14 protein-coding genes are annotated in these 13,493 nt (G+C 72.1%); 9 read left to right on the top strand and 5 right to left on the bottom strand.

Features of this window, described 5'->3' with window-relative positions; all coding sequences use genetic code 11:
• Window positions 1-5 precede the first annotated feature (5 nt).
• The 3 genes from ABZX67_RS00110 (at window position 6) to ABZX67_RS00100 (ending at window position 3,512) form a co-directional block, all read left to right on the top strand.
• Window positions 6-1,454: a dihydrolipoamide acetyltransferase family protein gene (locus tag ABZX67_RS00110; RefSeq protein WP_355352702.1), complete on the top strand. Its 1,449-nt coding sequence runs from the start codon at window positions 6-8 to the stop codon at window positions 1,452-1,454.
• A 97-nt stretch (window positions 1,455-1,551) separates the two neighbouring features.
• On the top strand, window positions 1,552-2,205 hold the full coding sequence (locus ABZX67_RS00105) for a GntR family transcriptional regulator (protein ID WP_355351934.1): 654 nt from the start codon (window positions 1,552-1,554) through the stop codon (window positions 2,203-2,205).
• Window positions 2,202-3,512 (top strand): MFS transporter, encoded by a 1,311-nt coding sequence (locus tag ABZX67_RS00100; protein ID WP_355351931.1) that lies wholly within the window; start codon window positions 2,202-2,204, stop codon window positions 3,510-3,512. The genes ABZX67_RS00105 and ABZX67_RS00100 overlap by 4 nt, the downstream gene beginning before the upstream one ends.
• Window positions 3,513-3,535: 23 nt before the next feature.
• On the opposite strand, the gene ABZX67_RS00095 is transcribed toward ABZX67_RS00100, so the two are convergent.
• The gene (locus ABZX67_RS00095) at window positions 3,536-4,360 is read right to left on the bottom strand and encodes a maleylpyruvate isomerase family mycothiol-dependent enzyme (protein WP_355351928.1); all 825 of its coding nucleotides are present in this window, start codon (window positions 4,358-4,360) and stop codon (window positions 3,536-3,538) included.
• A gap of 136 nt (window positions 4,361-4,496) precedes the next feature.
• Here ABZX67_RS00095 and ABZX67_RS00090 point away from each other — a divergent pair, with 136 nt between their 5' ends.
• Window positions 4,497-5,282, top strand: coding sequence for a carbon-nitrogen family hydrolase (locus tag ABZX67_RS00090; protein WP_355351925.1), 786 nt, complete (start codon window positions 4,497-4,499; stop codon window positions 5,280-5,282).
• A 66-nt stretch (window positions 5,283-5,348) separates the two neighbouring features.
• Complete coding sequence (locus tag ABZX67_RS00085) at window positions 5,349-7,178, top strand: NHL domain-containing thioredoxin family protein (RefSeq protein WP_355351923.1); 1,830 nt, start codon at window positions 5,349-5,351, stop codon at window positions 7,176-7,178.
• Between the two features lie 21 nt (window positions 7,179-7,199).
• Here the strand turns inward: ABZX67_RS00085 and ABZX67_RS00080 are convergent, their stop codons facing one another.
• Window positions 7,200-7,430: a hypothetical protein gene (locus ABZX67_RS00080; protein ID WP_355351920.1), complete on the bottom strand. Its 231-nt coding sequence runs from the start codon at window positions 7,428-7,430 to the stop codon at window positions 7,200-7,202.
• Between the two features lie 78 nt (window positions 7,431-7,508).
• Window positions 7,509-8,807 carry a M18 family aminopeptidase gene (locus ABZX67_RS00075; RefSeq protein ID WP_355351917.1) on the bottom strand — a complete coding sequence of 433 codons (1,299 nt, stop codon included), beginning with the start codon at window positions 8,805-8,807 and terminating at the stop codon, window positions 7,509-7,511.
• Window positions 8,808-8,964: 157 nt separating this feature from the next.
• Between ABZX67_RS00075 and ABZX67_RS00070 the strand changes: the two genes are divergently transcribed.
• Window positions 8,965-9,219, top strand: a complete 255-nt coding sequence (locus ABZX67_RS00070; RefSeq protein WP_355351914.1) for a hypothetical protein — start codon at window positions 8,965-8,967, stop codon at window positions 9,217-9,219.
• 90 nt (window positions 9,220-9,309) lie between these two features.
• Here ABZX67_RS00070 and ABZX67_RS00065 read toward each other — a convergent pair whose 3' ends face one another.
• Complete coding sequence (locus tag ABZX67_RS00065; RefSeq protein ID WP_355351911.1) at window positions 9,310-11,136, bottom strand: acyl-CoA dehydrogenase; 1,827 nt, start codon at window positions 11,134-11,136, stop codon at window positions 9,310-9,312.
• A gap of 139 nt (window positions 11,137-11,275) precedes the next feature.
• Entirely contained in the window at window positions 11,276-11,623 is a 348-nt protein-coding gene (locus ABZX67_RS00060; RefSeq protein ID WP_355351908.1) for a helix-turn-helix domain-containing protein, read from the bottom strand.
• A gap of 75 nt (window positions 11,624-11,698) precedes the next feature.
• Between ABZX67_RS00060 and ABZX67_RS00055 the strand changes: the two genes are divergently transcribed.
• The 3 genes from ABZX67_RS00055 (at window position 11,699) to ABZX67_RS00045 (ending at window position 13,483) form a co-directional block, all read left to right on the top strand.
• Window positions 11,699-12,307: an NAD(P)-binding domain-containing protein gene (locus ABZX67_RS00055; protein WP_355352699.1), complete on the top strand. Its 609-nt coding sequence runs from the start codon at window positions 11,699-11,701 to the stop codon at window positions 12,305-12,307.
• 62 nt (window positions 12,308-12,369) lie between these two features.
• Window positions 12,370-12,822 carry an SseB family protein gene (locus tag ABZX67_RS00050; protein WP_031072101.1) on the top strand — a complete coding sequence of 151 codons (453 nt, stop codon included), beginning with the start codon at window positions 12,370-12,372 and terminating at the stop codon, window positions 12,820-12,822.
• A 79-nt stretch (window positions 12,823-12,901) separates the two neighbouring features.
• Entirely contained in the window at window positions 12,902-13,483 is a 582-nt protein-coding gene (locus ABZX67_RS00045; RefSeq protein WP_355351904.1) for a hypothetical protein, read from the top strand.
• Window positions 13,484-13,493: the final 10 nt, after the last annotated feature.

Below are 13,493 nucleotides of genomic sequence, written 5' to 3'. Positions count from 1 at the left end.
TCAAGATGCCGGACGTCGGCGAGGGCCTCACCGAGGCCGAGATTCTCAAGTGGTACGTCCAGCCCGGTGACACCGTCACGGACGGGCAGGTCGTCTGCGAGGTGGAGACCGCGAAGGCGGCGGTGGAGCTGCCGTGCCCGTACGACGGGGTGGTGCACGAGCTGCGCTTCCCCGAGGGGACGACGGTCGACGTCGGCGAGGTGATCATCTCGGTGGAGGTCGCCGGTGGCGCCGCCGCCGAGGAGCAGCCGCAGACCGCGCAGCCCGCGGCGGAGGAGCCCGCCGCGAAGGACGCGGCCGCCTCGGACGAGGCCGAGCCCCAGGGGCGTCAGCCCGTCCTGGTCGGGTACGGCGTCGCCGCGACCTCGACCAAGCGCCGCCCGCGCAAGCAGGCGCCCGGGGCCCCGGCCCAGGAGCCCGCGGCCGCCGCGATCCAGGGCGAGCTGAACGGGCACGGGGCCCCGGCCCCTGCCCCGGAGGCCCCCGCGCCCGCCCCCGCGCCCACCACCGCGCCCGCCGGCCCCCGGCCGCTCGCCAAGCCGCCGGTGCGCAAGCTGGCCAAGGACCTGGGGGTCGACCTGGCGACGGTCACACCGACCGGGCCCGGCGGGACCGTCACCCGCGAGGACGTCCACGCGGCGGTCTCCCTGGCGGCCGCCTCGGTCGGCGCGCCCGCCGCCGTACCCGTACAGGCCCCGGCTCCGGCCCCGGCCGCGCAGCCGCGGCCGGAAGCGCCGGCGGCCCCGGCGTCCGGCCGTGAGACGCGCATCCCGATCAAGGGCGTGCGCAAGGCGACGGCCCAGGCGATGGTCGGCTCGGCCTTCACGGCGCCGCACGTCACCGAGTTCGTCACGGTCGACGTCACCCGCACCATGAAGCTTGTCGAGGAGCTCAAGTCCGACAAGGACATGGCCGGGCTCCGGGTGAACCCCCTGCTGCTGATCGCCAAGGCGCTGCTCGTGGCGATCAAGCGCAACCCGGAGATCAACGCCTCCTGGGACGAGGCCGCCCAGGAGATCGTGGTCAAGCACTACGTGAACCTCGGCATCGCGGCCGCCACGCCGCGCGGTCTGATCGTGCCGAACATCAAGGACGCCCACGCCAAGACCCTGCCGCAGCTGGCGGAGGCGCTCGGCGAGCTGGTGGCCACCGCCCGCGAGGGCAAGACCACCCCGGCGGCCATGCAGGGCGGCACCGTCACCATCACCAACGTCGGCGTCTTCGGCGTCGACACCGGTACGCCGATCCTGAACCCGGGCGAGTCCGCGATCCTCGCGGTCGGGGCGATCAAGCTCCAGCCGTGGGTCCACAAGGGCAAGGTGAAGCCCCGTCAGGTCACCACCCTGGCGCTCTCCTTCGACCACCGCCTGGTCGACGGCGAGCTCGGCTCCAAGGTGCTGGCGGACGTGGCCGCGATCCTGGAGCAGCCGAAGCGGCTCATCACCTGGGCGTAGCGCGCCTACGTCTCTTACGTGAGGCGCGTCTGTGAGGCCCGTCCCATTTCCGGGGCGGGCCTCTCGCATGCACCCTTCATGTATCTAAGCTGTGCGCATGCCGCCAGCCCCTTCCGCGTCCCCTCCTGCCGCCGACCGCGTCTACACCCACGTCAAGCAAGCCGTCCTCGACCGCCGCTACCAGGGCGGCACTCTCCTCACCGAGGGCGAACTCGCCGAAGCCGTGGGGGTGTCCCGTACTCCGGTGCGGGAAGCGCTGCTCAAGCTGGAGATGGAAGGGCTGCTGAAGCTCTACCCCAAGAAGGGCGCCCTCGTCCTCGCCGTGTCGGCGCAGGAGATCTCGGACGTCGTCGAAACCCGGCTGCTGGTCGAGCAGTTCGCGGTCCGCAAGGCCGTACCGGCGTCGGCGCGGCTGATCGGGCGGCTGGAGGAGCTGGTGGAGGAGCAGCGCCGGCGCGCCGAGGAGGGGGACCTCGCGGCCGTCGCCCTGACGGACCGCACCTTCCACGCCGAGATCGTGGGCCACGCGGGCAACGAGATCCTCTCGCGCCTCTACGACCAACTGCGCGACCGGCAGCTGAGGATGGGCGTCGCCGTCATGGAGGCCCACCCCGACCGCATCGCCAAGAACATCGCCGAGCACGCCGAGATCCTCGCCGCCGTCCGCGACGGGGACGCCGAGCGCGCCGCGCAGTGCGTGCACCGGCACGTCAGCCGCGTCAAGGAGCTGGTGCGGGGTGAGGAGCGGTGAGCCACGCCACTCCCGTGCCCGCGCTGCCGCACGACCCCCCGGGCGGCCGCCGCGCCGCCCTCGTCTGGGGCGTCGGCGTCTGCGTCTACCTGGTCGCCGTCATCTTCCGCACATCCCTGGGCGTCGCGGGGCTGGACGCCGCCGACCGCTTCGGCATCAACGCCTCCGCCCTGTCCACCTTCTCCATACTCCAGCTGCTCGTCTACGCGGGCATGCAGATACCCGTCGGCCTGATGGTCGACCGGCTCGGCACGAAGAAGGTCCTCACGCTCGGCGTGGTGCTGTTCACCGTCGGCCAGCTGGGCTTCGCCCTCTCGCCGTCGTACGGCATGGCGCTGGCCTCCCGCGCGCTGCTCGGCTGCGGCGACGCGATGACGTTCATCTCCGTGCTGCGGCTGGGCACGCGCTGGTTCCCCGCGCGGCGCGGGCCGCTGATCGCGCAGGTCGCCGGGCTCTTCGGGGTCGTCGGCAACCTCGTCTCGACGATCGTGATCGCGCGGACGCTGGACGGGCTGGGGTGGACGGTGACGTTCGCCGGCAGCTCGCTCGCCGGTGTGGTCGTCCTCGTCCTCCTCGTGCTGTTCCTGAAGGACCACCCCGAGGGGTACGAGCCGGAGCCCGTGCGCCACGCGGGTGCGGCGTTCGTCCGCCGCCAGATCGCGCGGTCGTGGCGCGAGCCCGGCACCCGGCTCGGCATGTGGGTGCACTTCACCACCCAGTTCCCGGCGATGGTGTTCCTGCTGCTGTGGGGCCTGCCGTTCCTCGTGGAGGAGCAGGGCCTCGCCCGGGGCACGGCCGGCGACATGCTGACGCTGACGGTCCTCGCCAACATGGTGTTCGGCATGACCTACGGCCAGATCATCGCCCGCCACCACGGCGCGCGCGTGCCGCTCGCGCTCGGTACGGTCGCGGCGACGGCGGCCGTGTGGGCGGCCACCCTCGCCTACCCGGGTGACCACGCCCCGATGTGGCTGCTCGCCACCCTCTGCGTCGTCCTCGGCGCGTGCGGGCCCGCCTCGATGATCGGCTTCGACTTCGCGCGGCCGGCCAACCCGCCCGAGCGGCAGGGCACGGCCTCCGGGATCGTCAACATGGGCGGGTTCACCGCCTCGATCACGACGCTGCTCGCCGTCGGCCTGCTGCTGGACGCGACCGGCGACGACTACCGGATCGCCTTCTCGTCGGTCTTCGCGCTCCAGGCGCTGGGCGTCACCCAGATCCTTCGCCTGCGGGCCCGCACGGCCCGGCTGGAGCGGGAGCGGCTGGTGGCGAGCCGGGTGGAGACGGTGCACGTCCCGGCGGCGTGACGCCCTTCGGCCCTTCCCGGCGCCTACGGCGTCACGGCGAAGTGCGCGAGGATCGCGTCGGCCAGCTCCTGGTCGCCCTCGATCTTGACCCGGTCCGCCACGGCCGACGGCCGTACGCGCCCGCAGGCCAGGCGCACGTACGTCTCCCAGTCCGTCGCGATGGTCACGGCGGGCCCGAGGGACGGCGCGCCGTCGATCGTGCCGCGCCCCTCGGCGTCGACCCGGACCGTACGCAGGAACTCGACCGGCCCGTGGATGTCGAAGACGACCGCGGTGTTCGGCGGCGCGCCCGCGTCCTTGGCGACGACCCGCGGCAGCACGTACAGGAAGTTGTCGCGGGCGACGTACGCGCCGGGGGAGTCGAGGTTGCCGGGCTTGCCGAGCGCGGTGCGCAGGTCCTGCTCGTGCACCCACACGTCGAAGGCGCGCATCCGGTAGGCCAGTTCCAGCGACTGCTGGGCGCCGAGCGGGGCGCGGATGAGGGTGTCGGGGGAGCGGTTCTCGTTGCGCAGCTGGCGGGCGCGGCGGATGAGGACGTACTCCAGTTCGGCCGTCATCTCCGGGGCGGTGTGGTGGCGGCGCGCGTCGACCTGCACCTCCATGTAGCGGGCGAAGTCGCCGCGGACGTGGAACAGGTCGCGGGGGAGGGAGTGGATCGGGCGCGGGTCGCCCAGCATCTCGCACTCCATGCCGATGACGTGCGACACGATGTCGCGCACCGACCAGCCCGGGCACGGTGTGGCGCGGTTCCACTCCCCCTCGGCGAGCGGCTGCACCAGCTCGGCTATCGCTTCGATGGAGTGGGTCCAGGCGTCGGCGTAATTCTGGAGGCTGGGATGGACGGTCACGGGACCCCTCGGGCGGTTGGTACGCGGGCTGGGTGCTGTGCAGTTAAGTTACGCTGCCGCGAGGCACCCCGGCAGTGCTTTCGTGTGACGATCGTAGGGCCGGAGTTGACGACTCGAATGCCAGGACGGTGGTAGTGTGCGCGCCTCGCTGATCCAGATCGCGGTAGACCCGGACGAATCGCCCCAAGACCGTCGTGCGCGCGTGGCGTCGCTCGTAGCCGGACAGCGCGGGGTCGCCGACCTCGTCGTCCTCCCCGAGCTGTGGCCGATCGGCGCCTTCGCGTACGAGTCGTTCGAGGCGGAGGCCGAGCCGGTGCCCGGCGGCCCGACGTACGAGGCGATGGCGAAGGCCGCGGCCGAGGCGGAGGTGTGGCTGCACGCCGGCTCCGTCGTGGAGCGCGGGCCCGACGGGCTCCTCTACAACACCTCGCTCGTCTTCTCCCCCTCCGGCGACCTGGCCGCGACGTACCGCAAGATCCACCGCTTCGGCTTCGACCAGGGCGAGGCCGTGCTGATGGCGGCGGGCTCCGAGCTCGTCACCGTCCCGGTGGGGGACTTCCCGCTCGGCGTCGCCACCTGCTACGACCTGCGCTTCCCCGAGCTGTTCCGGGGCCTGGTCGACGCGGGCGCGCTCGGGCTCGTCATCGCGGCCGGCTGGCCCGCGCGCCGCCGCGACCACTGGACGCTGCTCGCCCGGGCGCGCGCCGTCGAGAACCAGGCGTACGTCCTCGCCTGCGGTACGGCCGGCACGCACGCGGGCGTCGAGCAGGCGGGCCACAGCATCGTCGTCGACCCGTGGGGCGAGGTCCTCGCGGAGGCGGGCCCGGGCGAGGAGACCCTCACGGTCGAGCTCGACCCGGAGAAGGTGACCACCACGCGGGAGCGGTTCCCGGCCCTGAAGGACCGCGTCCTGGGCCGCTGAGGACCCGCGGGGGAGCGGCTGGAACTGCCGTTCCCAGGGCGCGGGCGCGGATGGCACCCTTGAACCATGAACGATTCCGCTCGCGCCTCCGCGCCCCGCCGTGCCCGTGTCCGCGCCCCCGAGCTCGTCGGCAAGGGCGGCTGGCTCAACACGGGCGGCAAGGACCTGACCCTCGCCGATCTGCGCGGCCGCATCGTCATCCTCGACTTCTGGACGTTCTGCTGCATCAACTGCCTCCACGTCCTCGACGAGTTGCGGGAGCTGGAGGAGAAGCACCGCGACACGGTGGTGATCATCGGCGTCCACTCGCCGAAGTTCGTGCATGAGGCCGAGCACCAGGCCGTCGTCGACGCCGTCGAGCGGTACGGCGTGCACCACCCGGTCCTGGACGACCCCGAGCTCGCCACCTGGAAGCAGTACGCCGTACGGGCCTGGCCCACGCTCGTCGTCATCGACCCCGAGGGGTACGTCGTCGCCCAGCACGCGGGCGAGGGCCACGCCACGGCCATCGAGCGGCTCGTGGACGAGCTGGAGGCCGAGCACGAGGCCAAGGGCACCCTGCGGCGCGGTGACGGTCCGTACGTCCCGCCGGAGCCCGTCGCCACCCACCTGCGCTTCCCGGGCAAGGCGCTCCTGCTCGACAGCGGGAACTTCCTGGTCTCCGACACCACCCGCCACCAGCTGGTCGAGCTGGCGCCGGACGGCGAGAGCGTCGTACGCCGCTACGGCTCCGGCGAGCGCGGCCTCACGGACGGGGCGGCCGACGCGGCGCGCTTCAACGAGCCGCAGGGCCTCGCGCTGCTGCCCGAAGGCCGCGTCGTCGTCGCCGACACCGTCAACCACGCCCTGCGGCTCCTGGACCTCGCCACCGGGGAGGTGTCCACCCTCGCCGGGACCGGCGCGCAGTGGTGGCAGGGCTCCCCCACCTCCGGGCCCGCCCGCGAGGTGGCGCTCTCCTCCCCCTGGGACGTGGCCTGGTGGCAGGGGAAGGTATGGATCGCCATGGCGGGCGTCCACCAGCTGTGGGCGTACGACCCGGAGCACGGCACCGTCTCCGTCGCCGCCGGGACGACCAACGAGGGCCTGGTCGACGGACCCGCCGGCGAGGCGTGGTTCGCCCAGCCGTCCGGGCTCGCGGCCGCCGGCGACCGCCTGTGGATCGCGGACTCGGAGACGAGCGCCCTGCGCTGGATCGACGCCGAGGGCACCGTGCGCACGGCCGTCGGCACGGGCCTGTTCGACTTCGGCCACCGTGACGGCGAGGCCGGTCAGGCGCTGCTCCAGCACCCGCTGGGCGTCACCGCCCTGCCGGACGGCTCGGTCGCCGTCTCGGACACGTACAACCACGCCCTGCGCCGCTACGACCCCGCCTCCGGCGAGGTCACGACCCTCGCCACCGACCTGCGCGAGCCGAGCGACGCCGTGTTCGTCGGCGACGACATCGTGGTCGTCGAGTCGGCCCGGCACCGCCTGACCCGGCTGCGGCTTCCCGAGGAGGCCGTCCAGGTGGAGGCGGTGGCCCACCGCACGCAGCGCGAGGCGACCGAGGTCGCCCCCGGCACGCTCCGCCTGGACGTGGTCTTCCAGGCCCCGGCCGGCCAGAAGCTCGACGACCGGTACGGGCCCTCCACCCGGCTCCTGGTGTCCTCCACGCCGCCGGAGCTGCTCGCGTCCGGGGACGGCACGGGGACGGATCTGTTCCGGGAGCTGGTGTTCGATCCGGCGGTCACCGAGGGCGTGCTGCACGTGTCGGCGATGGCCGCCTCGTGCGACGACGACCCCGAGAACGAATACCCGGCGTGCCACGTCCACCAGCAGGACTGGGGCGTGCCGGTGAAGGTCACGGACGGGGGCGCCACGCGCCTGCCGCTGATCCTCGCGGGACTCGACGCGTAGCACCCGGTACCGATCGGGGCGTCACAGCGGCGGGCGGCGGTCGTCACGCGGGTCGACCATCGGGTCGACCACCGGGGAGACGACCGCCCTGCGCCGCCGGTAGATGCTGGTGAAGGTCGCGACACCGATGAGACCGACCGCCATCAGGATCAGCCCCACCAGATCCAGGTTGACGCTCTCGGCTTCCCAGTCGGTCGCGAAGGTGAGGATCGCACCCACCCCTATCAGGATGATGCAGCCACCCAGGCCCATGATTTTCCGCCTCCTCGTCAACACAACGTAGGCGTTCCGGGTACCCGGACCCGGAACGCCTACGCGGTACGGGAGGTGTCAGTCCGTCAGGAACGCGGTGAGCGCGTTCGCGAGCATGAACGGGTCGTCCGCGCCGCACAGTTCACGGGCGCTGTGCATGGACAGGATCGCCACGCCGATGTCGACGGTGCGGATCCCGTGGCGCGCGGCGGTGATCGGGCCGATGGTCGTGCCGCACGGCATGTCGTTGTTGGAGACGAACGACTGCCACGGCACGCCCGCCTTCTCGCACGCCGCCGCGAACACGGCCCGCCCGCTGCCGTCCGTGGCGTACCGCTGGTTGACGTTCACCTTGAGGATGGGGCCGCCGTTCGCGCGCGGGTGGTGCGTCGGGTCGTGGCGCTCCGCGTAGTTGGGGTGCACGGCGTGGCCGGTGTCGGAGGACAGGCACACGGTGCCGGCGAAGGCGCGGGCCCGGTCCTCGTAGCCGCCGCCGCGCGCGAAGACCGAGCGCTCCAGGACCGTGCCGAGGAGGGGGCCCTGGGCGCCGGTGTCGGACTCGGAGCCGTTCTCCTCGTGGTCGAAGCCGGCGAGGACGGGGATGTACGCCAGGCCGTCGCCCGCGGCGGCCGCGGCGGCGAGCGCGGCGGCGCCCGCGTGTACGGACAGCAGGTTGTCCATGCGGGGCCCGGCGAGCAGCTCGCGGTCCCGCCCGAGGTAGGCGGGCGCCTCCAGGGCGTGCACCATCAGGTCCCAGCCGGCGACGTCGTCGGCGGCCACGCCCGCCTCCTTCGCCACGAAGGCGATCAGGTCGCCGTCGCGGACGTCGTCGCCGAGGCCCCAGATGGGCTGCATGTGCCGCTGGCGGTCCAGCTTGAGGCCGTCGTTGGCCTGCCGGTCCAGGTGGATGGCGAGCTGCGGCACGCGCAGCATCGGGCGGTCCACGTTGGCGAGGACGTGGCTGCCGTCGCGCAGGGTCAGCCGGCCGGCCAGGCCCAGGTCGCGGTCGAGCCACGTGTTGAGCAGCGTCCCGCCGTACGTCTCCACGGCGACCTGCCGCCAGCCGTGCGCGCCGGTGTCGGGGCGGGGCTTGACGCGCAGGTTCGGCGAGTCGGTGTGCGCGCCGATGATCCGGAAGGGGGTGTGCGGGGCGGCGCCCTCCGGCACGTACCAGGCGATGATCGCGCCACCGCGGATCACGTACTTGCCGCCGGTCGTCCCGTCCCAGGCGGCGGTCTCCTCCACCTGCTCGAAGCCGGCCTTCTCCAGCCGTTCGGCGGTGTTCGCGACGGCGTGGTACGGGGACGGGGAAGCCGCCAGGAAGGACATCAGGTCGTCGGTGTGGCCGCGGTCGAAGCGGGCGGGAGAGCTGGTCATGAGGTCACCTTACGGCGGGGAACCGGGCCTGGCCCGGGCGATTGCGGGGCCTGTTGCCGTGCGATGGCGGCACCGTTGCCGGGCCGATTGTCAGTGGTGGCTGCGACGATCGGAACGAGTCCACCGCATTGGACCGAACGCGACCGGAGGTGTCCTGGTGACCACGACGACGACCGGCTCCACCCGCACTCTTTCCCTTGCCCCGACTTCCCTTGCCCCGACCCCGGCCTGCGCCGCGTGCGCGGCCCCCGGCGCGCAGTGGCGCGCCCAGCTCCTCATGCCGCTGTGCGCGGCGTGCGCGGCCGCGGCGACGGGGACCCCGGACCGGGAGCCCGTGCGCCTCGGCGACCTCCTGCCGGTGACCGCGGCGGTGCTGGTCGCGCGGGCGTCGATACGGGCGTCGGCGGCATGACCGGCGTCGTCGCCGTGGCATGACGGCGGCCCGCCCCCGGGAACCTCGGGGAGCGGGCCGCCATGAGGACCAGGCCGCGTTGCTTGGGACTTAGAACGCGGACTCGTCCAGCTCCATGAGGGAGTTGTCGACGCCCTCGGCGATGGCGCGCTCGGTCGAGACGCCCGGCAGGACGTTGGCGGCGAAGAACTTCGCGGCCGCGATCTTGCCCTCGTAGAACGCCTTGTCCTTGGCGGACGCCGTCTCCAGCTTCTCCGCGGCCACGGCGGCACCGCGCAGCAGCAGGTAGCCGACGACCACGTCACCGGAGGCCATCAGGAGGCGGGTGGTGTTGAGACCGACCTTGTAGATGTTCTTGACGTCCTCGCCGGTGGCGGTGAGGTCGGTCAGCATCGTGCCGACGATCGCCTCCAGGTCGACGGCCGCCTTGGCGAGCGCGTCGCGCGCCGGGGCGAGCTCCTCGCCGCCCGTGCCGACGGCCAGGAACTTCTTGATCTCCTCGGCGAGCGCGTTCAGCGAGGCGCCCTGGTCGCGGACGATCTTCCGGAAGAAGTAGTCCTGGCCCTGGATCGCCGTCGTGCCCTCGTACAGCGTGTCGATCTTGGCGTCACGGATGTACTGCTCGATCGGGTACTCCTGGAGGTACCCGGAGCCGCCGAAGGTCTGCAGCGACTGGGCGAGCTGCTCGTACGACTTCTCGGAGCCGTAGCCCTTCACGATCGGGAGGAGCAGGTCGTTCAGGCCGATGAGCGCCTTGGCGTCCTCGCCGGCCGCCTCCTTGATCTGGATCTCGTCCTGGATCGCGGCGGTGTACATGACGAGGGCGCGCATGCCCTCCGCGTACGCCTTCTGCGTCATGAGCGAGCGGCGCACGTCGGGGTGGTGCGTGATGGTGACCTTGGGCGCGGTCTTGTCCATGAAGTTCGCCAGGTCCGGGCCCTGCACCCGCTCCTTGGCGTACTCCAGCGCGTTCAGGTAGCCGGTGGAGAGGGTGGCGATCGCCTTCGTGCCGACCATCATGCGGGCGAACTCGATGATGCGGAACATCTGGCGGATGCCGTCGTGCTTGTCGCCGATCAGCCAGCCCTTGGCGGGGTGCTTGTCGCCGAAGGTCATCTCGCACGTGTTGGACGCCTTGAGGCCCATCTTGTGCTCGACGTTCGTCGCGTACACGCCGTTGCGCTCGCCCAGCTCGCCGGTCTCCCAGTCGAAGTGGAACTTCGGCACGAGGAAGAGCGACAGGCCCTTGGTGCCCGGGCCGTGGCCCTCGGGGCGCGCCAGGACGTAGTGGAGGATGTTCTCCGACATGTCGTGCTCACCGGACGTGATGAAGCGCTTCACGCCCTCGATGTGCCAGGAGCCGTCCTCCTGCTGGATGGCCTTGGTGCGCCCGGCGCCGACGTCCGAACCCGCGTCGGGCTCGGTCAGCACCATCGTGGAGCCCCACTGCTTCTCGACGGCGATCGAGGCGATCTTCTTCTGCGCCTCGTTGCCCTCCTCGAAGAGGATGCCGGCGAAGGCCGGGCCGGAGGAGTACATCCAGATCGCCGGGTTCGAGCCGAGGATCAGCTCCGCGTACGCCCAGATCAGCGAGCGCGGCGAGGTCGTCCCGCCGATCTCCTCGGGCAGGCCCAGGCGCCAGTACTCGGAGTCCATGAAGGCCTTGTAGGACTTCTTGAAGGTCTCCGGGATCGGCGCGGTGTTCGTCTCCGGGTCGAACACCGGCGGGTTGCGGTCGGCGTCCGCGAAGGACTCGGCGAAGTCGTTCTCGGCGAGACGGCGCATCTCGTCGAGCACGCTCTTGGCGGTCTCGACGTCCATCTCCTCGAACGGACCGGTGCCGTACACCTTGTCGCGCCCGAGGACCTCGAAGAGGTTGAACTCGATGTCGCGGAGATTCGACTTGTAGTGCCCCATGGCGACGGCTCCGTAAGGCTCGGGGAGGCGGAATCCTCGTACACGTACCAGCAAGTAGCTACGATGATGCTACCCGTCGGTAATAAGAGCAACCCCTATCGGGTGATCTGTGACGAGCGACGCGCCCGCCGGAGGCCCGTCAGGCCTCGTCCCCCCACCCCTGCGCCTCCGCGTAGGCGTCCGCGTGCTCCGCGGACCAGCGGCCCAGGGCGCGGATGGGCTCCAGCAGGGTCGCGCCCAGCTCCGTGAGGGCGTACTCCACGCGCGGCGGCGACTCCGCGTACGCGTGGCGTTCCACCAGCGCGTGGCCCTCCAGGCGCCGGAGCGTCTCCGTGAGGACCTTGGCGCTGATGCCGCCGATCGCCGCCCGCAGCTCGCGCGGGCGGCGCGGGCCGTCGGCGAGGGCGTAGAGGACGACCGCGTTCCAGGTGTGGGCCAGCAGGTCGAAGCCGAGGCGGGCACGGCAGTCGGCGAGCCGGTCGTCCATGAAGTCCCCTCCGTAGCAGGCGGCTTGGGCACCGGGTGGTTACCGATGAGCCGCCTAGCGTAAGCCGACATGAACATGCGCATCGGCATACTCGGCAACGGAAACATGGCAGAGGCCCTCGGCACCCACTGGGTGCGCGCGGGCCACCGCGTACGGATCGGCGGGCGCGCACCCGACAAGGCGGCGGAGCTGGCGCGCCGCATCGGCGCCGAGGGGGCGGGCACCCTCGCGGACGTCGCCGGCTTCGGCGACGCGACGCTGCTGGCCGTCCCGTACGGCAGCGCCCTCGACGTCGTGCGGGCGGCGGGCACCGCCCTGGAGGGCCGGGTGCTCATCGACTGCACCAACCCCGTGGGCCCCGGCTTCCTGCTCACCACCGACGGCGGCCCCTCCGCCGCCCAGCGCATCGCGGAGGCGTCCGGCGCCCGTGTCGTGAAGGCGTTCAACCACTGCGCGGACTCCGTGTGGCGCCTCGCCCCGCCCGCCGTACCGCTGTGCGGCGACGACGAAGAGGCCCTGGAGACCGTACGCACCCTCGTACGCGACATCGGCGGCGAGCCGCTCGACGCGGGCGGGCTGGAGCGGGCCGGACTGCTGGAGGCGACCACCGCCTTCCTCATCGGGCTCTGGCTGTCCGGACAGGACCCCCGCGCGATGCTGCCGGTGCCGCCGACGGCTGTCTGAAACCGTGCCGCGGGCGGGTGGTGGGCCCACGAGCCCGCTTCGTACTCAGTACCCTGGTGGCCATGTACGGCTACGACCAGAACCAGGGCGCCCAGCAGCAGTACGCCCCGCCCCAGCAGGGGTACGCGCAGCAGCCGCCGCTGTACCCCGAGCCGTCGCCGCCCTCGCTCGCCGACGCCGTGCGGGCCTTCACCACCGGGTCGCTGTCCGCCGAGGACTTCCAGCAGATCTTCGCCACCTCGAAGGTCTACTGCCCGCGCGGTGACAACCCCGGCTTCCTCGCGCTGCACAACACCCAGCAGCCGGTCATCCCGATGTTCACCTCGCTGAAGGAGCTGCGGCGGTACGCGGGCAAGGAGTCCAAGTACTTCGTGATCACCGGCGCCGAGGTGATCGACCTGCTGCCCACCGGGTACGGCTTCGTCCTCGACATGGAGGGCGACCACCGGATCGTCTTCGACGCCAAGGCCGTCGAGCAGATGGTCGACTTCGCGATGCGGCGGATGTACGGCTAGGGATACGGCCGGCGGCTCCGGCCGTTCTCCGACCTGAGGATGAGGAAGCGGCCTCGCCGCGCCGCATAGCGTTCCGCGTATGCAGCAGATGAGTGAGTTCCTCATGACCCAGAAGGTCACCGCGCTCGTGAACCGCTATGTGATCACGAGCCCCGACGGTGGCCAGGTCGTCGCCTTCGCCGAGCAGAAGCGGATGAAGCTGAAGGAGGAAGTCACCCTCTGGACCGGCGAGGACCGCTCCACGGTGCTCGCCCGCTTCAAGGCGCAGAGCCTCATCGACTTCGGCGCCACGTACGACGTGACCGGCGCCGACGGCACCCCCGTCGGCAGCTTCCGCAAGGACGGCAAGGCCTCGCTGCTGCGGTCCACCTGGCACCTGACCCAGGGCGAGGAGCCGCCGGTCACCGGCAAGGAGCGGAGCCAGGGGATCGCGCTGGCCCGCCGTGCGGTGCAGCTGGCGGACGCGGTCCTGCCGATTCCGGTGCCGATCCCGTTCGTCTTCCACTTCGACTTCGCCCGGGAGGACGGCAGCCCCGTCATGTCGGTGGAGCGGAAGTGGGGCCTGCGCGACCGGTACGCGATACGCGTCCAGGACCCGTCGCTCGACCGCCGGCTCGTCCTGTGCCTGACCGTGGCCCTGGACGCCCTCCAGTCGCGCTGAGCGGGCCCCT

Source organism: Streptomyces sp. NPDC003036 (assembly GCF_040611175.1).
In the GTDB taxonomy this organism is placed as follows: Bacteria; Actinomycetota; Actinomycetes; order Streptomycetales; family Streptomycetaceae; genus Streptomyces.
The sequence above is the reverse complement of the archived record's forward strand: the minus strand, read 5'-3'. Positions and strand labels throughout refer to the sequence as shown.

Bases quoted from the DNA above. Each gene is read 5' to 3' on its own strand.
- ABZX67_RS00110 (WP_355352702.1), top strand. From the start codon at position 6: ATGCCGGACGTCGGCGAGGGCCTCACCGAGGCCGAGATTCTCAAGTGG.
- ABZX67_RS00105 (WP_355351934.1), top strand. From the start codon at position 1,552: ATGCCGCCAGCCCCTTCCGCGTCCCCTCCTGCCGCCGACCGCGTCTAC.
- ABZX67_RS00085 (WP_355351923.1), top strand. From the start codon at position 5,349: ATGAACGATTCCGCTCGCGCCTCCGCGCCCCGCCGTGCCCGTGTCCGC.
- ABZX67_RS00080 (WP_355351920.1), bottom strand. From the start codon at position 7,430: ATGGGCCTGGGTGGCTGCATCATCCTGATAGGGGTGGGTGCGATCCTC.
- ABZX67_RS00075 (WP_355351917.1), bottom strand. From the start codon at position 8,807: ATGACCAGCTCTCCCGCCCGCTTCGACCGCGGCCACACCGACGACCTG.
- ABZX67_RS00065 (WP_355351911.1), bottom strand. From the start codon at position 11,136: ATGGGGCACTACAAGTCGAATCTCCGCGACATCGAGTTCAACCTCTTC.
- ABZX67_RS00060 (WP_355351908.1), bottom strand. From the start codon at position 11,623: ATGGACGACCGGCTCGCCGACTGCCGTGCCCGCCTCGGCTTCGACCTG.
- ABZX67_RS00055 (WP_355352699.1), top strand. From the start codon at position 11,699: ATGCGCATCGGCATACTCGGCAACGGAAACATGGCAGAGGCCCTCGGC.
- ABZX67_RS00050 (WP_031072101.1), top strand. From the start codon at position 12,370: ATGTACGGCTACGACCAGAACCAGGGCGCCCAGCAGCAGTACGCCCCG.
- ABZX67_RS00045 (WP_355351904.1), top strand. From the start codon at position 12,902: ATGCAGCAGATGAGTGAGTTCCTCATGACCCAGAAGGTCACCGCGCTC.